17 protein-coding genes are annotated in these 19,151 nt (G+C 43.0%); 8 read left to right on the top strand and 9 right to left on the bottom strand.

Features of this window, described 5'->3' with window-relative positions:
* The first annotated feature begins 48 nt into the window (after window positions 1-48).
* On the top strand, window positions 49-279 hold the full coding sequence (locus ACXAC4_RS00190; RefSeq protein ID WP_475158225.1) for a hypothetical protein: 231 nt from the start codon (window positions 49-51) through the stop codon (window positions 277-279).
* A 50-nt stretch (window positions 280-329) separates the two neighbouring features.
* On the opposite strand, the gene ACXAC4_RS00185 is transcribed toward ACXAC4_RS00190, so the two are convergent.
* The gene (locus ACXAC4_RS00185; protein ID WP_475158223.1) at window positions 330-2,414 is read right to left on the bottom strand and encodes a winged helix-turn-helix domain-containing protein; all 2,085 of its coding nucleotides are present in this window, start codon (window positions 2,412-2,414) and stop codon (window positions 330-332) included.
* Window positions 2,415-2,744: 330 nt separating this feature from the next.
* Here ACXAC4_RS00185 and ACXAC4_RS00180 point away from each other — a divergent pair, with 330 nt between their 5' ends.
* Window positions 2,745-5,771 (top strand): TonB-dependent receptor plug domain-containing protein, encoded by a 3,027-nt coding sequence (locus ACXAC4_RS00180; RefSeq protein WP_475158221.1) that lies wholly within the window; start codon window positions 2,745-2,747, stop codon window positions 5,769-5,771.
* A 109-nt stretch (window positions 5,772-5,880) separates the two neighbouring features.
* Complete coding sequence (locus tag ACXAC4_RS00175; protein ID WP_475158219.1) at window positions 5,881-6,969, top strand: metallophosphoesterase; 1,089 nt, start codon at window positions 5,881-5,883, stop codon at window positions 6,967-6,969.
* A 27-nt stretch (window positions 6,970-6,996) separates the two neighbouring features.
* On the opposite strand, the gene ACXAC4_RS00170 is transcribed toward ACXAC4_RS00175, so the two are convergent.
* From ACXAC4_RS00170 to ACXAC4_RS00145, 6 genes are all read right to left on the bottom strand, one after another.
* Window positions 6,997-7,773: a class I SAM-dependent methyltransferase gene (locus ACXAC4_RS00170; protein ID WP_475158218.1), complete on the bottom strand. Its 777-nt coding sequence runs from the start codon at window positions 7,771-7,773 to the stop codon at window positions 6,997-6,999.
* A 35-nt stretch (window positions 7,774-7,808) separates the two neighbouring features.
* Window positions 7,809-8,339 carry a DUF4124 domain-containing protein gene (locus ACXAC4_RS00165; protein WP_475158216.1) on the bottom strand — a complete coding sequence of 177 codons (531 nt, stop codon included), beginning with the start codon at window positions 8,337-8,339 and terminating at the stop codon, window positions 7,809-7,811.
* Window positions 8,340-8,723: 384 nt separating this feature from the next.
* Window positions 8,724-9,464 carry a phosphoadenylyl-sulfate reductase gene (locus ACXAC4_RS00160; protein ID WP_475158213.1) on the bottom strand — a complete coding sequence of 247 codons (741 nt, stop codon included), beginning with the start codon at window positions 9,462-9,464 and terminating at the stop codon, window positions 8,724-8,726.
* A gap of 45 nt (window positions 9,465-9,509) precedes the next feature.
* Window positions 9,510-11,228, bottom strand: coding sequence for an assimilatory sulfite reductase (NADPH) hemoprotein subunit (gene cysI, locus ACXAC4_RS00155; RefSeq protein ID WP_475158211.1), 1,719 nt, complete (start codon window positions 11,226-11,228; stop codon window positions 9,510-9,512).
* Between the two features lie 54 nt (window positions 11,229-11,282).
* Entirely contained in the window at window positions 11,283-13,097 is a 1,815-nt protein-coding gene (locus tag ACXAC4_RS00150; protein WP_475158209.1) for an assimilatory sulfite reductase (NADPH) flavoprotein subunit, read from the bottom strand.
* Window positions 13,098-13,353: 256 nt separating this feature from the next.
* Complete coding sequence (locus tag ACXAC4_RS00145) at window positions 13,354-13,734, bottom strand: hypothetical protein (protein WP_475158208.1); 381 nt, start codon at window positions 13,732-13,734, stop codon at window positions 13,354-13,356.
* Window positions 13,735-13,976: 242 nt separating this feature from the next.
* Between ACXAC4_RS00145 and ACXAC4_RS00140 the strand changes: the two genes are divergently transcribed.
* From ACXAC4_RS00140 to ACXAC4_RS00120, 5 genes are all read left to right on the top strand, one after another.
* Complete coding sequence (locus ACXAC4_RS00140; RefSeq protein ID WP_475158206.1) at window positions 13,977-14,684, top strand: hypothetical protein; 708 nt, start codon at window positions 13,977-13,979, stop codon at window positions 14,682-14,684.
* Window positions 14,685-14,833: 149 nt separating this feature from the next.
* Window positions 14,834-15,445, top strand: coding sequence for an endonuclease (locus ACXAC4_RS00135; protein WP_475164001.1), 612 nt, complete (start codon window positions 14,834-14,836; stop codon window positions 15,443-15,445).
* Window positions 15,446-15,533: 88 nt separating this feature from the next.
* Window positions 15,534-17,225, top strand: coding sequence for a S41 family peptidase (locus tag ACXAC4_RS00130; RefSeq protein WP_475158205.1), 1,692 nt, complete (start codon window positions 15,534-15,536; stop codon window positions 17,223-17,225).
* The gene (locus ACXAC4_RS00125; RefSeq protein WP_475158204.1) at window positions 17,225-17,605 is read left to right on the top strand and encodes a hypothetical protein; all 381 of its coding nucleotides are present in this window, start codon (window positions 17,225-17,227) and stop codon (window positions 17,603-17,605) included. The genes ACXAC4_RS00130 and ACXAC4_RS00125 overlap by 1 nt, the downstream gene beginning before the upstream one ends.
* A gap of 52 nt (window positions 17,606-17,657) precedes the next feature.
* Window positions 17,658-18,017: a hypothetical protein gene (locus tag ACXAC4_RS00120; protein ID WP_349285160.1), complete on the top strand. Its 360-nt coding sequence runs from the start codon at window positions 17,658-17,660 to the stop codon at window positions 18,015-18,017.
* A gap of 15 nt (window positions 18,018-18,032) precedes the next feature.
* On the opposite strand, the gene ACXAC4_RS00115 is transcribed toward ACXAC4_RS00120, so the two are convergent.
* Complete coding sequence (locus ACXAC4_RS00115; RefSeq protein WP_475158202.1) at window positions 18,033-18,449, bottom strand: globin family protein; 417 nt, start codon at window positions 18,447-18,449, stop codon at window positions 18,033-18,035.
* Window positions 18,450-18,540: 91 nt separating this feature from the next.
* The gene (locus ACXAC4_RS00110; protein WP_475158201.1) at window positions 18,541-19,131 is read right to left on the bottom strand and encodes a hypothetical protein; all 591 of its coding nucleotides are present in this window, start codon (window positions 19,129-19,131) and stop codon (window positions 18,541-18,543) included.
* Window positions 19,132-19,151: the final 20 nt, after the last annotated feature.

Here is a 19,151-nt window from a genome sequence, read left to right as displayed (position 1 = left end):
CTTTTGATATAAAACCAAGTTAAATCTACTGACAAATAAGGAAAGATCATGTCTAGAATCACCAAACTCATTGCCGCTGCTAGCTTAAGTTTTATCGCCACAGCGTCACTTGCAGTTGTTGCTGCAACGCCTTGCTCAAGTAATTGCAGTGCATGGGCTAAGCAACAACAACTGTCATTTTGTGCCCGTGTAGGTGGCGGCTCAGCTTGTGCATCAAGCCAAGGTCTCTACAACTACCTGCTACAGCAATGTAAGCAAGGTCAGTGTCAGGGTGTTTAATTAGAACACTTTGAACAGTCAATTAAGGCGTAAGTGCATACATTCACGCCTTAGTTTTTTATAGTTAGACGGCTAATGTCTGATTGTGGCGTTAAACTCTGGGTAAATAGCAGTGCTTGTGTTGTCTCATCAAAGACAAACGGAGCCGCTTTACTGAAACTTGATTTAGGCAATCGCAATAACTTTTCAGTGGTTTTACTATTTAAATCGTAAGCATGAATAAAGTTATAGTCGTCGCCCAAGTGCTTATAGAAGACCTTTTCTGGCGTCGCTAGCCAAGCATATCGGGTATTAAATTGCGCTTTTGCAATTAACAACGCCTGCTTCTCACCTTGCTTTATCCATAAACCTTTGCCATTAACAAACAGCAGTTCATGCTCAGAAATATACTGCCCGGATCGGGCTGGTTTAGTTAACAGAGCTGAAAGTGCCATGGTTTCAACATTTAGGCGAAATAGTTGCCACCCTACATCTGTTGATTGACGGATCACGATATCTTGCCCGTTACCATGCCAAAACGGTCGGCCTATTTTGCCAAAAGATAAATCAAGACGCCGTAATTGCTTCGAGCCATAATCGAACACATAGAGCTTATCGTGGCCATCGGCTTCATCTGAACTCACGACGAGTAGTTTATCACCTTGCAAAGACCAACTTGGGTAGCGTAAGTTACGATGTAGCTGGGTGATTTGTTCTCGACCCGTGCCATCTAAGTTCGCCAGCCATAGCTCATAATACCCTGATTCATTTGACAGAAATGCTAATTTTTCATGCTCGCGCGATAAAGACGGGTACTGATTTGAATAGTGAGATTCAATCAGTGGCGATGGCATAGACATTACTTCACTGTCTAATGCAAAACTGGCGATAAAATAATTCTCTCGACGTTTCTGGTAATACAGGTTCCCAGAGTCATCAAAATGGGGGTAGCTAAAGCCTCTCGGAGCCAACTTGGTTTGTGCTTTAGTCTCTAAGTCAACGACATAGCCACGACGTTTATCCGCAGCTTGTGCACCATATACCAAGTATTGACCATTCGGATGAAAGCTCATACCAACGATATCTGCATGACTTGAGTCCAATATTTGGAACTCCTTCTTGCCTAGATGATAAAGACTCAAGCGCTCTTCTGACGTGCTTTTACGCTGTGTGATCGCTAAATACTGTCCATCAGGCGAAAAAGCTACATCTCGATCTCTCAAGTCACACTCTGTATCACAACTCAGCCGCTCAGGTGTTGCGTCGTCTTGGCTTAAATCGAGCAAGTAAATACCATCTTGCGACGCCAAAGGTGCTTTGCCATTAAACGCCAAGGTTTTACCATCTGGACTGATCGCAATATAGTTATAGCCTGAGTCAGTCGGACAACTGGTCAAAACCAACTGCTCTAAATCAGCTAAAGAGAGTCGAACAATTTCACACGCTTGGCTATTCTTCTGAGCAAAATATAAATATTGCTGATCGGGGCTCCAGACTGCTTTCCAAGGTCTTTTATCTGAAAAGGTCAGCTGCTTAATAGGTACGTTGGGGTGGGTTAAATCTTTTAAATAAAGCTGACTGTCTTGCCCCTGCTGCCAAATAAACGCTAACTGTTTACCGTCTTGTGAAGGACTCGGGCGCAATTCACTGCCCGGCATTTTCGTGATTTCATCTATTTGAGAGGGTGACTTTGCAGGCGCTTCAATGGGAGACTTCAAGAAGGACCAAGCCACTAAAACCATCATGATGCACACTAAGCCAAAAGCAACTTGATATTTGTAAAACTTTTTCTCAATCAGTGACGCTGGTTTAATTGTTTCTGAGGATAAGCTAAGAGGCTCAGGTGTTAGTGTCAGCTTGTAGCCCTTTTTACGGATCGTTTCAACAACATCAAGGGGTGCACTTGGATGAGCAAACAATTGTCTAAGCTGCCAAATTGTATTGGTGAGGGCTTTTTCACCAATGATTTCATTACCTTGCCATACCCCTTCAATCAGCTCATTGCGACTCACAACTTCAGGGTATCGTTGTACTAGAACTTGTAATAGCTCCATCACTTTCGGTTGAGCCGCTACCTTTTCGCCATTCAGCACCACCAAGTGTTCATCAATAAACACCTGATACGGACCCAACTGAAACGACTTTTCATACTGCATGTTCTTCGCTCTACTTAACCACTCTACTTGCAACCGCTACTTTTTATTCATATTTATTCAGTGCGGGCGAATAGTTTTATCTTACCTTATTTATAAAAAACAGGGAGTAGCTAGAGTTATTTAATTGCAACAAATAATTTTACTTAACAATTCACAAGATTATGAAAAATAATAAAAAGATATAAAAAAGAGATAAATCGGATGTTCCCGAGGTTGAGTTAGGAGGGCAATTTATCAAGTCTCATGTGTCCTTGATTATCAAGGTATAAGAAACACAACACAAAAACAGACATCACTTTAACAAGTTAACTCATCAAAACGGGAACAACCATGAACAAGAAGCAACTTTGCGTTGCCGTGCAAGCCGCCCTATTTGGTGCCGTATTCAGCACCCATGCACAGCAAAATGATTTAGATGCCGTAAAAGTAAAACAAAACCAAACGACAATAGAACAAGAAGAAGAGAAAGTTGAGAAGATTGTTGTCACCGGTTCACGTATTAAACGAGATAGTTTTAGTGTCGCCACACCACTAGTGACTATGAATAAAGATGCAATTTCAGATACTGGCTTAGGCTCTCTGTCTGAAATTCTAGTCGATAATATTCCTTCAATTAATGCCTCTATCAGTAACACCACCAGCCAATCGAGTGTGGCGTCGACGGGTATCTCGTCTATCAGCCTGCGAGGCTTAGGTTCAGATAGAACACTTACCCTTATTGATGGACGCCGCGTCGTATCAAACAGTTACAGCGGTAACGTGGTCAGCCTAAGTACCATTCCAAGTGGTATGGTACAACGCATTGAGGTGATCAGTGGCGGTGCATCAGCCACTTATGGTGCCGATGCGGTTGCCGGTGTTGTAAATATCATCACACAAACTGACAAAGAAGGCGCAACATTTAAGGCGCGTACTGGTGAGTCATTTGATGGCGGCGGCAAAGAGTTCACGCTAGATTTTGATTTTGGTAGCAGCTTTGATGATGGTCGTGGCTATGCTTTTGTCAGTGCGAACTGGGATCGACAATTTGGTATGAGCTTCTTCGATCGCGAACGCGCTCAAATTGAAGATGCATACCGCTACAGTGAAAGCGAAATGTGTAACCAGATGCAGACCGCAACAGGTTACCAGTGTATGCGTGACATCACTCAGGCTGATTGGGTAAGTAAGAGTGACGGCATTCCAGGTGGCGTATTCTTAGAAAACTCGAAGAACGACAAACAATTTTGGTATGACGGTCAAACATTGCGCGACGACTGGAAAGACAACGAAGAAATTTACGGTCTCAATACACGTCAATATGTGATGTTAAAAGTACCAAATGACAGTTTTTCTATCGCAGGTAAGGTTGATTATGAACTAACTGATGATGTTAGCTTTTATGGTCAGGTACAACTCAGTATCGATGAATCATTCAACGACAAGTCACCAGAAGATGAGTATGAAGGTGCAAGCCAGACCATTTATGATCCAGAAACCGGAGAACGCTTAGGCCGTATTAAACCTGGTTATATTCCGCTAGATAACCCATTCGTTCCACAAGCCATTCTTGATAGTGAACCTTACAAAGATCGTATTTATTGGGACAGACGCTTCAATGAAGTCGGTAATATTGCCACCGATAACACACGTACAACTATACGCTCATGGGCTGGCTTGAAAGGCACTGCATTCGACGGAGAGTGGGATTGGGATGTATCAGTCGGTCTAGGTAAATTCCACCAAGAGCAATTGCGCTATAACGAACTCGATGTGCGTAAACTAAGCCATGCCCTAAATGCTGAAAAGCTTGCTGATGGAACCATTCAATGTAAAGACGAGGCAGCACGTGCAGCTGGTTGTGTGCCAATCAATCTATTTGGTGAGGGCTCTATCACTCCAGAAATGGCTGACTGGATCCGCGTTAATCCTGAAATCAATACCTATATTGATCAAACTAACATTGTTGGTTACATGACAGGTGAGCTGTTCGAGCTACCAGCCGGTGCCGTGTCGGCGGTATTTGGTGGTGAATATCGTAAAGATAAGCAAGATCTACAAACCAGCATTGGTATGCGCGAAGGCGGTATTACCTTTAATGTTGTGCCACAATTCGAAGGTTCTATCGATGTCTATGAAAGCTTTGCTGAGTTTGATGTGCCACTACTTAAAGACGCACCACTAGCGAAAAACCTTTCTCTCGAAACCTCACTACGTTTAGCAAAATACAGCATAGATGCCGTAGGCACAGTGCCAAGCTATAAGTTAGGAGTTTTATGGCAACCAATTGAAGATCTGACTATCCGTACTAACTTTGCCCGTGCGCAACGTGCTCCAACTATCACTGAGCTAATGTCTCCTGCTCGCGGTGACTACGATAGCTTTACTGACATTTGTGAGGGCCTAACGGCAACTTCGACCAATGCGGGGCATGATAAATGTCGTCAAGATCCTGTGTTCGCGGCTTTACTTGCTGAAGACCCGGACTTTGAATTCGATCCAAGTTCAGGTAGTAAATACTCACCGAATGCGGGCAATGCTAACTTAAGAGAAGAAACCGCTGATACCTTCACTTTCGGTTTTACTATGGCACCAAGTGCCATCGAAGATCTGCAAATTGCCGTTGATTATTATGATATTGCCATTGAAGGTGCTATCTCGGTGATCTCTAATGAGCGCATCTTACAAGAGTGTTACGATTCAAGTGCTGCATTTGGTAGCAGTAACCCATTCTGTAACGAAATCAGCCGTGATGATGAAGGTAACATTACCGAAATCGTACAGCGTGAAGATAACCTAGATGAAGTCAGTAGCCGTGGTATCGATGTCGCCATCGAGTATAAATACGACTTTGAAAGCTTAGGACGTCTATCTTTTAAAGCGGACTATAACCATATCCTTGAAAGCTCAACCACTTACCTTGGTTTAGATGGCCTAGAGACCGATGACTATGCAGGCTATGGTAGCTCAAAAGACAAATTATCAGCCTCAGTAGTTTGGCGTCTAGATGAGTGGCGCGTTCGTTATGCGATGAAATATTTAGGGTCATTTACTGATAGCCTAAGCCGTGAGCGAGAATACACCGCTGCACTAGAGCGAAATGCTGAGCGTTGTGCATCAACTGAAGAAGACAATGGCTGTATCGCTAGCCCTGAAGCGCTGGCATATCACAAATATGGTAGCTATATGCGTCACGATGTATCTGTGTCATATAATACAGACTTGGCGGCTGACGTAGAGTTACGCGTGTTTGGTGGTATTAACAACCTACTGGATGACAAAGGTGACTTTATGCCGGGCGGTCGTGGGAACTTCTACAGCCGCTATGGCACTGGTATGGGTCGCTTTGGTTACTTAGGCGCAGAAATTAAGTTTTAATTGTTAGCTTGAGAACAGCAGCCTTGATAGCCTCAAAGAGCGTGTAATCAAGGCTGCTTCTTTTCTAAGAAAAAAACTGACACTCGCCAATTTGAACAGGACAAAAATAATGATAAAAAGCCGCTTTCGCATCACACTGTGTGCCTCACTGATATTTGCTTCACAAATCAGCGCTGCAGAATCGACCAGCAAAGAAGTCATTTCTGACGGTCCATACATTGACGTGCACGCCAGTGCATTAACAGTCAATTGGATTTGCAATGACCATGTTAAACGCAAAAAGGTCAATCTTGAAGGGGTCTCCCTGCCCTATGGATTTACTGATTGCGGTTTAACGGCAAACACTTCGCAGCTAACTTTTGATGAGCAGTTAATTGAGTTCCAAGGTGTTAAACGCGTAGCGGCCCTCAGTGATTTACACGGACAGTATGATCTGATGCTCACTTTACTTAAAAATAATGGCATCATTAACGCGCAAAACCAGTGGGCGTTCGGTGATGGCCATTTTGTAATAACCGGCGATATTTTTGACCGTGGCGAAAAGGTAACTGAAATCCTTTGGTTTATTCACGGCCTAGAAAAGCAAGCCGAGCAAGCCGGCGGTAAAATTCATCTCCTGCTAGGTAACCATGAAGTCATGGTTTTAAATGGCGACTTGCGTTATTTACATCCTAAATATGTCAAAGCAGAAAAGCTGCTAGAGACACCTTTCGACCAGTTATTTAATCAAGATACCATTTTAGGTCGTTGGCTGCGTAGTAAGCCTGTGCTGGTAAAAATCAACGACCACTTATATGCCCATGGTGGTTTTCATCCGCAGCTCGCTGAAGATAAGGTTACCTTAGACACTATAAACAAAACCTTTAAGTCACACCTTGTTGAAAAAGAACTGCTGGAGAAACGTGAAGGCTTCGCCCGTTACTTACATAAAACCCATGGCCCAATTTGGTATCGCGGCTACTTTAAAGACGACGGTGCTACTGCTGAAGAACTGGATTTATTATTAAAGCATTTCGATGTGAATCACATCGTTGTTGGCCACACTTCTCAGAAAAAAATTGAAACCCGCTTTAAAGGTAAAGTAATTGCCATCGACAGCAGTATTAAACGCGGCAAGTATGGCGAAGTGTTATTTATTGAAAATGGCAAACATGAGCGTGGTACGTTAAAAGGTGACCGAAAGCCTTTGAAGATCTAGCCAAATACTTATAAGGGTGTTCAATTATCAGAACTGATAAATTTTTCGAATGCCCATTCCCTTGCCTGTTGTTACCGCTTTTGTAACAGGGTGCGATTCGAACTCTTCCTGCCTGAATGCACGACTCGGTGTCTTACATGCTTTAATGACAATATTTTTGAGATCATAAAACTCAACCACAGTGACTGAAATAAAGTCACGCTTCAAAAGCTTGAAAAGTTCTACCAAAGCAGCTTCTGAATATGGACAATAATTAAAGAGTAGCTCTCCCGACTCACTAAGTGCGCTTGAAGCTTGCTTAAGAAAGTCACCTTGTAACAAAAAATCATCGTCTGCATTATCAAAACAGAAATCTAATAAGATCACATCATATTGCAGGGTAACTGTATTGATATAACTAAGCGCATCAGCTATCTCGATATCACTTGATGGTAGATGAAAAAATCTTTGTACGCACTCTGTTACTGTCGGACTCAACTCAATACTCTTCATTGCTGATAGATTTATCAATTGTTTATCGCATAAGTATTGGAAAGCTCTTTCAATGGCGCCTGTGCCCAGCCCTAAATTTAATATGGAGTAATGGGGTTTCGCCTGTAAGAAGCACATAAGAAAAGCTTGAGACACAGGCGAAAGAAGCAACTCAGGGCGAGAAACTGACATAACTCCTTGAATCACGGTATCACCGAAGGTTAACCAGCGGAAATCCTCAGCCTCATATACACACAGTTTTGTGCCGCCATTATCAATAACAGTAATACAGTGCTTGGTGTCAGTTCGCTTTTCTAACTCTAAAATTAACAAAGCTAAGGGCGACCAAATAAGTTATGCAACAAAGCCTAATTTCCTTTTTCTTTCTTACCTTCGGTCACTGCATCGAGTTGCTTTTGCCTGTCGTCCATTAGCTTTTGAATGTTTTTGGTATTCTTCATCAGCTCTTTGACATCTTGCGGATTCATCGAATTGGCTTTCAATGATTCGCTCTCAGCGGTTTGTTTGTCTTTATATAAAATTGACGTGTCTTCAGCAGCCATGATAGTGACTTTGCTTGGGTCAAGCTGGTGAGTTTGACTATTGCCTTTCGGGTTAGGTTGGTCTGAGTAAATCCAGTTACCGTTTTCGTCTTGCCATTTATAAATGGTTGGCTGTTTTGTGGTTTGGTTTTCATCAGCAGTTGCTTGTTTGGCGTAGTCTACCGCTTTATTTAAATGGCGTTTAGACTCGTCTAATAAGCTTTGCGTATCGTTTTCAACTTTATTGAAGATTGCATCAATAGACAGATATGGTTGACCGTCAGGACGCTTAATTACAAACAATGATGCCACACCAATCAGCATCACCATAATCATCATATATGCTTTATAACCCACGAGAACACTCCGTCGTATCGGCTCTTTATTATTTTAGTTTGCTAATTAGGAATATTACATAGGAAATGTGGAATAAAAAAGCACAGGCTTTGAGACCTGTGCTTTTTATTTACATCAAGGCAAAATTATTAATGGCTCTATGTTTAGACTAGTTTCTAACAATTCGCCATTTAAATAACCTGAACTTTGGATAATAAATCTATCTCCAGCGGCCACTTTCAACGCTAACGGCGTTGAACTTACTTGCAATAGACTAGCTATTGACGCGTAAATTCGCCTTGTTATCCCTAAAAGTTTCCGGCTTCAGACTTAAATTACATCCACAGTTCCAATATCCATATGCAGGTAAATCTCTTAACCAAAGTTCAGGTTAAATAAGAACTTTTAAATACCGTCACCGTCAATGTGTAGACCACACTCACGATTAAGGCCGAAGAAACGTGTTTCTTCTTCTGTCATACCTGGCTCTAACTTACGGGTAGTATGCACATCACCCATCGACACATACCCTTCGTCCCAAAGTGGGTGATAAGGTAGGTCATGCTTGGTTAAATACATATACACGTCGCGGTTGCTCCACTCGATGATCGGGTACACTTTTACAGTACCTCGGCTGATCTCAAGCACTTGCTTGTCGGCACGGCTTGATGCCTGATCACGACGTAAACCACTGAACCACGTTTTTGCACCAATTTCTTCGATAGCACGGGTCATGGGCTCCACCTTATTTAAGGTGTTGTATTGCTTAATGCCTTCTTGACCTTGCTCCCAAAGTTTACCGTACTTAGCTTCTTGCCAAGCTGGGCTCATTGGTGAACGATATACTTTTAGATTTAAGTCTAAACGCTCTGTTAAGTAATCTACAAACTGGTAGGTTTCTGGAAACAGGTAGCCAGTATCAGTTAATACCACTGGAATATCTGACTTTTCGGTTGAAACTAAATGCAACATAACTGCCGCTTGAATACCAAAGCTTGAAGATAAAAATGCCGTATCGGGCAAGTTTTCAAGTGCCCATGCCACACGCTGTTGCGGTGTCATTGGCTCTAACAAAGCATTCGCTTCGGCAAGTAGCGCTTTTTGCGCATCGCCTTCTAACTCTAATAATTGTTTAAAATTACTCATGCTTGTTCCTAGGTTGGCAGGCCTGCCTGCCAACTCAATGATTTCTTAAGCGTGGAAGTCTGTCTTAGAGACTTTCACTTCGGCAACGATTTCCTTACGGATAGCAAAATCACCAAAACACTCGCCTTCGTTACGCTCTTTAGCCCACTGGCCAATTAATTCGTCTAATGCTGGTAGGTACACATCTTCACCTACATTTTCTAGGTAAAGCTTAGGTACGCGCGTACCTTCACGGTTACCGCCTAGGTAAACGTTGTACTTACCTGGGCCTTTACCTACAAAACCAATTTCAGCCAACATCGCACGACCACAGCCATTCGGGCAACCAACAACACGCATAATGATGTCGTCATTCGGGATTTCGTGCTTAGCTAAAATCGCTTCAGTCTTCTCGATAAGCTCTGGTAGGTAACGCTCTGCTTCAGCCATCGCCAGCGGACATGTTGGCAATGCAACACACGCCATTGAATTCTTTTGCTGTTCAGAGTGTGAATCGTCAATTAAACCGTGCTCACGGGCAATCTGCTCAATGATATCTTTTTGATCAACTGGTACACCGGCAACAATTAAGTTTTGGTTTGCGGTCATGCGGAAGTCACCTTGGTGAATTTCAGCAATCTTACGACAACCGGTTTTAAGTGGCTTACCCGGGAAATCTAAAATACGACCACTTTGGATAAATAGCGTTAGGTGGTGCTTGCCATCAATGCCTTCTACCCAGCCAATACGGTCGCCACGATATTTAAATTCATACGGGCGGCTGTCTTCAAATTTAACGCCTGCGCGGTTTTCAACTTCTGCTTTAAACGCATCACTACCAAATGTATCTAACGTGTACTTAGTTTTTGCATTTTTACGGTTAACACGGTTACCCCAGTCACGTTGAACAGAAACAACGTGCTCAGCAATTTTTAAAGTGTGCTCAAGCGGGATAAAACCAAAGTCGTCAGCCTTACGCGGGTATGTGTTTACATCACCGTGAGTCATCGCAAGACCACCACCAACGAGTACGTTAAAACCAACTAGTTTGCCGTCTTCTGCAATCGCAACAAAGTTAAGGTCGTTAGCGTGAACATCTACTTCGTTGTTTGGTGGAATCGTCACTGTGGTTTTGAACTTACGTGGTAAGTAAGTTGAACCTAAAATTGGCTCTTCTGTTGTTTCCGTCTTCTCACCGTTTAACCAAATTTCAGCATACGCTTTGGTATGTGGTAGCAAGTGCTCAGAAATCTTCGCAGCCCACTCGTATGCTTCTTGGTGTAACTCAGACTCAACTGGGTTAGTCGTACATAGTACGTTACGGTTAACGTCACCGGCAGTTGCGATAGAGTCAATGCCTACGCTGTTTAGCATTTGGTGCATTTCTTTAATACCCGGCTTTAACACACCGTGGAACTGGAATGTTTGACGCGTTGTTAAACGAATACTGCCATAAATGGTTTTATCGCCAGCAAACTCATCAATCGCTAACCACTGCTTAGGCGTGATAATACCGCCTGGCATACGTGCGCGAAGCATCACATTGTGCATTGGCTCAAGTTTTTGCTTAGTACGCTCTGGACGAATATCACGGTCATCTTGCTGGTACATACCATGGAAACGGATCAGCTGGAAATTATCCGCTGTAAAGCCACCTGTAAGTTGGTCTTTTAAATCCGTTGTGATGGTGCCGCGTAAAAAGTTACTTTGTGTTTTTAGTCTTTCGTTATCAGCAAACTTGGCATTTGGGTCTAGCTTGCTGTTAGGTTTGTAATCTGTGCTCATGGCTTATCCTAAAATTCTACTGTGACGGTCAGTGTGGTGTACTAGCACTTGCTACTAGTACACGTCTTTTTGATAACGGTTGTTGCTGCGAAGCTCTTTTAGATAGCTTTCAGCTTGCTCGTCATCTTTGCCACCATGGGCTTTAATAATGTCGATAAGTGCTTGGTGAACGTCTTTCGCCATGCGGTTAGCGTCACCACAAATATAGAAGTGCGCACCTTTTTCTAGCCATGCAAATACTTCTTCGCCTTTCTCACGAAGTCGGTCTTGCACGTATACTTTTTCTGCTTGGTCGCGGCTAAATGCTAGGTCTACTTTGTTTAGTAGGCCAGACTTCACATAACCTTGGATCTCTACTTGGTATAAGAAATCTTGCGTGAAGTGTGGGTTACCGAAGAATAACCAGTTCTCACCTTCAGCTTCACGTGCATCACGCTCTTGTAAGAATGCACGGAATGGAGCGATACCTGTACCTGGGCCTACCATGATAACTGGCGTGTTATCATCACTTGGTAAACGGAAGTTGTCGTTATGCTCGCTAAATATTTTAACTTGTACGCCTTCTTCTGCACGGTGTGCAAGGTAACCAGAACAACCACCAAAGTGTTTTTCACCAAAGGCATCAAACTCTACTAAACCAACAGTTAAGTGTACTTCTTCTTCCACTTCAGCTTGGCTTGACGCAATTGAATATAAACGCGCTTGTAGCTTACGTAGGCTATTTGCTAAATCTTGTGCGCTGATATCGCTTGGGTTTTGCTTAATGATATCGAAGATTTGACGTGCTTCGATGTATTCACGCATTGCCGCTTTGTCTTCAACTAGCTTTAATAGCTCAGCGTTGTTAGTTGCTTGTGCGTACTTTTCAACAAAACCCGGATAAGACTGAGTTAGCTCTAGCTTTTCAATAAGTGCTGTACGAATTGATAGCGTTTCTTCACCTAATGTGATTTCTGTTGCGCCATCAATGTTTAATGATGCCAGTGTTTCATCTACTAGTGCTTCGTCATTTAAGAAGTAAACACCTAAAGAATCACCCGGAAGGTAAGTAATGTCAGAGCCTTCTAGTGAGATTTCAATGTGACGTACGTCTTTCGTTGAATCGCGACCTGTGATCTTTTGTACCACACTTAGCTCAGCCGCAAATGGGTTTTGCTTAGTGTATTGGCTTTGCGCTGGTGCTGCACCGAAGCCAGCCATAGGAATAACTTGTGCTGAACCTTGTGACTGTGCTTTTAGCTCAGGTTCGAATGCATCAACTGCACCACCGATCCAAGCTGTTGCTTGGTCTTCATAATCAACGTCTAAGTCAGCGCGAGCAACAACCGTTTCTGCGCCTAGTGCTTTAAAGCGCTCTTCAAAATCAATCGCCGTTTGGCAGAAGAATTCGTAGCTTGAATCACCTAAGCCGATAACCGCTACTTTAACGCCATCTAGTTTAGGTGCTTTTTTCGATGCTAAGAACGCGTGAAGGTTTTCTGCGTCTTCTGGCGGCTCACCCTCACCATAAGTAGAAACAGCAACAGCAATAAACTTTTCTTTCTTAAGTTGAGCAGGTTTGTAGTCAGCCATGTTCACCAGCTTAACCGCAAGGCCTTTAGCCTCTGCAGCCGCTTTAAGCTGGCTAGCAACGCCTTTGGCATTACCAGTTTGCGAACCATATAGAATGGTGAGTGCAGCCGCTTCGCCTGCAGCTGGCGCTTGACCGCCCACTACACCACTTAATGCAGCTGTATTTGCATTTGCAGCTAGGTAACCACTTACCCAAGCTTGCTGAATTGGGTTTAGCTCGGCCACTAAACCTTGTAATTTTTGCACTTGCTCTTGTGTCAGCGGGCTTGCCGCGGCACTAAGTTGACTTAACAACATGGAATCTATCCCCTAACCCTAAACCGTCTGCTTAGTTTGCTTGCTGAATTACTTCTACTCGAAGTAAGGTTTTCTAAGGCTGAAGCATACTGATTTGCGTTGCCAAGGATAAAGAATTAGATCTGCTTTGTTATTCCATTTGGTTATCAAAGAGCAAAAACACCATTAAAAACAGTTTTAAGAAAATTTTGCTCAAAAACAAAAAAACGCGATCTTGGAAACCCAAGATCGCGTTTTTTGTTAAATCAATGCTAGCTTAACCTTCAACCGGGTAAATGGTGATTTCGATCCCCGCACCAATCGCCGAAATTCTCAGTAATGTATCGGCACTGATTGGCTGAGAAAAACACTTAGGTTCAGTACCTGAGTTAAAGCCAATATCAAAGGTACGCTTAGAGCAAGATAACCATTGCTTAAGCGCGCTTTTAGAACAAGACTCGATTAACTCGCATAAATGATTAATCGCTTTATCAGGACTTACCACATCAGCGTCGGCTTCAATACGCGCTAAATGACGATAGTCGTCTTTATCATAGTGCAGCACCATAGCCTTCTTCTTTAAATCGTCTACCAAGGCACTAATATCCTGTTTTGATTCAAGCTCTAGGTCTACATTTAAGAATTGGATTTCTGACATTATGACTGTTCTCTTTTTAAGCTATATTTTTTAAGGTGTAACAAAGCGATACTGAATATAGACAAGTGTAACTAACTCACCGAATGGTTGCTACCGCTAACGCATTTTAAAACTGAACAAATCTTGTTCAATATCGAAAAAACAGATTTAATACTACTTTTAGGCTGAGACAATTTGTCGCAGTGACAGAAAAGCCTTTTTAGGTACACTGAGCACTTTTCTCATTTGCTTGGATAAAAATAATGACAAAAACAGCATTTAAACCCATTCGAAAAATACACAAGTGGCTTGGCTACCTACTCGCTATTCAAATATTCGCTTGGTTATTAGGCGGGTTTGTCATGAGTGCTATCCCACTAGAAAAAGTACATGGCAAACACTTAGCTCACCGTCAGCTCGATAATCCATTTAAGCGAGCCGATTACTCAGCTAATTTAAATGTCATTATAAAAAGCCAAGATGCACTCTCAAACATTGCTTTCAAACACCTATTAGAGATGCCTATTATTAAAGTGCAAGGTGATAACGCGGCTTGGTTTAACGGCAGAACAGGCGAAGCGCTTGCTGCACCAACTGAAACTTTAATTAGAAAGCAAGCCGACGCTCACTATTTAGGCAATGGCGAAATCAGTGCTGTTCAATTGTTAGCTAAAGGCACAAGAGAGATTGGCTATAGAGAAAACGTCTGGGCAGTCACTTACAACGACTGGTGTAGTACGACACTCTATTTAGAGGCGCAAAGCGGGCAAATCATTACAGTAAGAAGCACCATTTGGCGTATTTTTGATTTTTTCTGGATGCTACACATTATGGATTATGACGAGCGAGAAGACTTCAATAACCCACTACTCATTAGCTTTTCTGTCGTCAGTGTGTTGTTTTGTCTCTCTGGCATGTTCTTATTATTTCAAGCACCACCTTGGCGTAAGCGCAGACCAAAACCAGCTTAACGGAACATGCGCCCTATATTTTCTAGGACATGAACTTTTGTAAAAACCATTGCAATCAACAAGATAATTTCAAAGCCTTTATTGCGGTGATATAGTGCATTTTTCTGTAGTCCACTTAGGTGAGAGAAATGCGCCCGCTATTCGCGTTAATGGCTTTGCTGTTGCTAAGCCCACCAACTACTGGCAAAGAGTTTTCAAGCTTTTCACAAGCAAAAAAATATCTCAATAAAACCTTACCTAAAGATGCCACAACGCTTTATTGCGGTTGTAAGATCAAGCGCAAAGGCAAGAAGCTCATCCCTGATGCAGACAGCTGTGGCTATGAGCCGAGAAAACCCTATACCCATGCAGGCAAACCAAATAGCCGCGCCACGCGTATTGAATGGGAACATATTGTGTCGGCTTGGGAGTTTGGCCACCAGCTGCAGTGTTGGCAAGACGGTGGTAGGAAAAACTGCAGAAAGGTCAGCGCTAAATTTCGAAAAATGGAAGCTGATATTAACAATTTAGCACCTGCTATTGGTGAAATAAACGGTGATAGAAGTAACTATCGTTTTGGTATGTTGCCTAATGCCGTATTAAAGCATGGTGCTTGCCCTGTTAAAGTCGATTTTAAAGCGCGCACAGTAGAGCCGCCTGATTTTGCCAAAAAGCGTATTGCAGATGCTTACTTTTATATGCAGAGCACTTATGGCTTGAAGTTATCTAAAAAACAGCAACAATTATTTACAACTTGGCAAAAAAAGGACGGGTACAATTAGCATTAAATTCGCTTTATCAAGTTGTACCAATTGTGTTTACAGACACTTGTTGGTATTTTGATCACACACGATGTGATAGGAATATATTATGAAACTAAATACATTAAGCTTCAGCATTGCGCTTGCTTTATCTGCAACAGTATTGGTTGGTTGTGGCGGTGGTAGCTCAAATAACGATAATCAACAAACAGCAACACCTACAACGCCTTCAACAAATACAGGAAGTACAGGTGGAACGGTAACAGAGCCAACTTGGACGCTAAATAAGTACGATCCTTCGAGCAGTTTTGTTAATCAATGTAAAACGCCTCGCGTTGGCACGGATCCATACGAAAACGCACCTTACCCTGATAAAGCAGGGACTGAAATGCATGAAAAAATGTTCTTACGCTCGTATACCAACGAAACTTATCTTTGGTATGACGAAGTAGAAGACAACGACCCTAAATCATTTGATTCAGTTGGTGAGTATTTCGCACAGTTAAAAACGACCGCGATTACCGACTCAGGTAAGGCAAAAGACCAATTCCATTATTCTGAAAGTTACGATGACTTTAAAAAAGAAGCACAATCAGGCGTAGTATCTGGTTATGGCGTAAGATGGGCGTTCATTAGTACCACCCCGCCTCGTGTACTTAGAGCTGCTTTCACACAAGACGGCTCTCCAGCTGACAAAGCAGGCCTGCTTCGAGGTGACACAGTTATAGCTATTAATGGCACAGATATAAATACCTCTGATTCAGCAGGTGTAGATAAACTAAATGCAGGTTTACTGCCTAAAGCCGGAGAAGAACACACCTTTACAATTCAGCGTGAAGGTGAAGAGAACCCTATCGAGATTGTAATGACGGCAGGTGATGTACAATCAACCCCTGTTCAAAATGCACAAGTGATACAACACGCTGACAAAAAAGTGGGTTATGTACAATTCAACCAATTTATTTCTGTCGGTCAAGATCCGCTCGTTGCAGCATTCCAGCAGTTCTCAGATGAAAACATCAATGAGCTTGTACTCGACATGCGCTACAACGGTGGCGGTTTAGTTGTGATGTCTGCTCAGCTTGGTTACATGGTAGCCGGTGAAGAGCAAACAAGAGCGAGTGAAAATAACGGAGCTGCTAAGAGCGCTCAAAATAATGCCAAGGTGTTCAGCCGTACGCTGCGCAACGACAAAATTGAAGCTGCTAGCACTGAAGAAGATTATTATACGTTTGAAAATCGCAAAATCGATTGGAACGCGAGCGTATATACCAACCAAATCTTACCAAGCGTCAGCTTAGATACCGTGTATATACTTTCAAGTGCAGGCACTTGTTCTGCGAGTGAATCATTGATCAATGGCTTGCGCGGTATTGATGTAAATGTGGTTCTGATTGGTGGACAAACATGCGGTAAGCCATACGGCTTTACCCCAACTCCAAACTGTGGCGAAGTTTACTATACAGTGCAATTTAAAGGCGCAAACGCCAAAGAGTTTGGTGATTACGCTGACGGCTTTATCCCAGTTGAAAACGAAAACTCTGAAGCAGGCCTATCTGCAAGAGTGCCTGGCTGTAATGTCGCCGATGACTTCTCTAAACAGCTTGGTGACAAGCAAGAAGGTATGCTAGCTGCGGCGCTAACACATATTGAAACTGGCGCTTGTCCTGTTGCGGCAAAAGAAACCGCTAACCGTGCGCCAAGCATGCAGAAAGCAGTGTTAGATGACAGTCTTAATATCGCTCAGCCATTCCACCCAATGCGCAATAGCATGGTTGATATCAAGGTGAAAGAGCAGTAATGCACTGCAAGCTCGTTACCCTACTTTTGGGCGTAACATTGTTGGTTGGGTGTACACACACTCAACCAACAAAACCTATTCCAGCGGTTATAAAACACACCACCCCGACCATGAAAGCGGAATTACAGCAAGCTATCGTTTCACTTAAAGGCGGAGTCGCACCGCTGTTGTCTGATACAATTTTCCTGAACAATAGCGAATTATTGCTCGAGCATGGCCGCTCAACTGATGATGCAGGAAACCCTATTCTCGGTGCACATTCACTGACTGTTCAGCGATTTGTGCTACAACTAAGAGAAACAGGCTGTGTGCTTTTCTACCCTAAGACTGCGCAATTTGTATTACTAAAAAGCGTTCCTTGCCAACCCATGGTAGAATAACCTGCTTTTAGAGGCGTATGGACCTCGCCAACTCATCAATCTTGGGGCTGTTATGAAAATACAATGGATTAAATTATTGGCTTTTGGGGCATTAACCGGGCTGCTCACCGCTTGTCATCACACGCCGACACCATTAGGTAAGCCTGAAAAAATATATGACTTTGATCACAAAATCCACTATGAACAAACTAAATTCAGCGATGACCACTACTTCTTAAAGATCCGCTCAGATGATTACGCACATTTCACCCGACAGAGCGTATTTTTATTAAGACATTCAGAAAAGCTTTGCCAAGGTATGAATGCACAACTGACCTTACAAAAAGGTGTGCAAGACTTTGAAAGGTTACCGACTCACCCTCGCGCTTATCAGCCAGATCTGCAAGCCGAAGTAAAATGCGTGCCTAGATAATAAGCTCTACTGCGCTTAGTGATTAAAAGCATGCGCCTTCATCACGGTTGCAATCATTCGAAACGTATCAACCCATGCTTGGCGCAATTCAGGTGTCCAAGCATCCCCTAACCCCATTTTTAAAGTATATAAAAGCGCATTGCCTACTGGAGTAAAGTCTTTGGCCTGCACCCCATACCCCACATGCCGTTCAGCCAACTGATGAAGTACGGGCACCAGCGCATTAATGTCATCAAGCCCTCTCACTGCCACACGCAAGGTCATCATTAGCTTTTGCCCTTGGCTTTTAATATCACTTTTGAATAGTTGTTTAAGTGACGGATCGTATTGGAAAAGGGTTTGATAGAAAAGCTCTGCGGCTTCTTCTGCATGGGGCTCTATTTGCACAAAGCTACGTTGTACTAGCTTTTTTTGCCTTTCGGTGATCGACATAACTAACCTCATGTTGGCAGATGCCGAATCATTCGACACCATCACGATAGTTCTAAAGCTAGTCGCAATAGTGTCAAAAAGCGAATTAAGACTAGTCTTTATAACCCCAAGGTGCTTTTGGTGGTGCGATCGGTTTCGTTAAATCAAAATCAACTCTAAACTCGCGACCTTCACGCACTAAACGGTAAGTAAACTTGTCGTCGTAAATATACATCTGCCAAGTGTTGCCCATTGATTGAGGAATACCTTGGCTGACAAATAACTCTTTTGAATACTGATCAGCAGGGAAAGACTGCACGTTTGCAAAGCCTGCATCAACGGTATGGCCGCCATACATGGTTGACGGATCATCATCGCCATTTTCTAAACGGTGGTCGTGCTTTAAACTTAAACCACTGCCTGTTTTGGTAATGATCCAAGTACGAGACGCATCTTTTCCTACGTGAAAAGGCACTTGCAGTTCTTTTTCACTGCAACGACGCACGTGCATCACAAGCTTGGATTCATTAAACTTGCTCGGGCCTTGGTTATCCAGGGTTACTTTACCTTGGTAGGCTTTACCACAATGCGCGGCAATTTTATCGAAAAATGCATCATGGGTTGGAATTGATACCAGTGGCGCTGGACGCGCGATGGCTGAGCCACTAACAAGTAGCGCAAGAACGGCTAGGCATTTTTTCATTATGGTTATCCTGAAAAAGA

The sequence above is a fragment of the Pseudoalteromonas sp. AWM4_233 genome (genome assembly GCF_056158285.1).
Note: the sequence above shows the minus strand (reverse complement) of the source record. Positions and strands in the feature narration are given on the sequence as shown.

Excerpts from the sequence above, each read along its gene's own strand:
- ACXAC4_RS00110 (WP_475158201.1), bottom strand. The coding sequence starts at position 19,131 with ATGAAAAAATGCCTAGCCGTTCTTGCGCTACTTGTTAGTGGCTCAGCC.
- ACXAC4_RS00190 (WP_475158225.1), top strand. The coding sequence starts at position 49 with ATGTCTAGAATCACCAAACTCATTGCCGCTGCTAGCTTAAGTTTTATC.
- ACXAC4_RS00145 (WP_475158208.1), bottom strand. The coding sequence starts at position 13,734 with ATGTCAGAAATCCAATTCTTAAATGTAGACCTAGAGCTTGAATCAAAA.
- ACXAC4_RS00120 (WP_349285160.1), top strand. The coding sequence starts at position 17,658 with ATGAAAATACAATGGATTAAATTATTGGCTTTTGGGGCATTAACCGGG.
- ACXAC4_RS00160 (WP_475158213.1), bottom strand. The coding sequence starts at position 9,464 with ATGAGTAATTTTAAACAATTATTAGAGTTAGAAGGCGATGCGCAAAAA.
- cysI (WP_475158211.1), bottom strand. The coding sequence starts at position 11,228 with ATGAGCACAGATTACAAACCTAACAGCAAGCTAGACCCAAATGCCAAG.
- ACXAC4_RS00185 (WP_475158223.1), bottom strand. The coding sequence starts at position 2,414 with ATGCAGTATGAAAAGTCGTTTCAGTTGGGTCCGTATCAGGTGTTTATT.
- ACXAC4_RS00180 (WP_475158221.1), top strand. The coding sequence starts at position 2,745 with ATGAACAAGAAGCAACTTTGCGTTGCCGTGCAAGCCGCCCTATTTGGT.
- ACXAC4_RS00175 (WP_475158219.1), top strand. The coding sequence starts at position 5,881 with ATGATAAAAAGCCGCTTTCGCATCACACTGTGTGCCTCACTGATATTT.
- ACXAC4_RS00140 (WP_475158206.1), top strand. The coding sequence starts at position 13,977 with ATGACAAAAACAGCATTTAAACCCATTCGAAAAATACACAAGTGGCTT.
- ACXAC4_RS00150 (WP_475158209.1), bottom strand. The coding sequence starts at position 13,097 with ATGTTGTTAAGTCAACTTAGTGCCGCGGCAAGCCCGCTGACACAAGAG.
- ACXAC4_RS00135 (WP_475164001.1), top strand. The coding sequence starts at position 14,834 with ATGGCTTTGCTGTTGCTAAGCCCACCAACTACTGGCAAAGAGTTTTCA.
- ACXAC4_RS00115 (WP_475158202.1), bottom strand. The coding sequence starts at position 18,449 with ATGTCGATCACCGAAAGGCAAAAAAAGCTAGTACAACGTAGCTTTGTG.
- ACXAC4_RS00125 (WP_475158204.1), top strand. The coding sequence starts at position 17,225 with ATGCACTGCAAGCTCGTTACCCTACTTTTGGGCGTAACATTGTTGGTT.
- ACXAC4_RS00130 (WP_475158205.1), top strand. The coding sequence starts at position 15,534 with ATGAAACTAAATACATTAAGCTTCAGCATTGCGCTTGCTTTATCTGCA.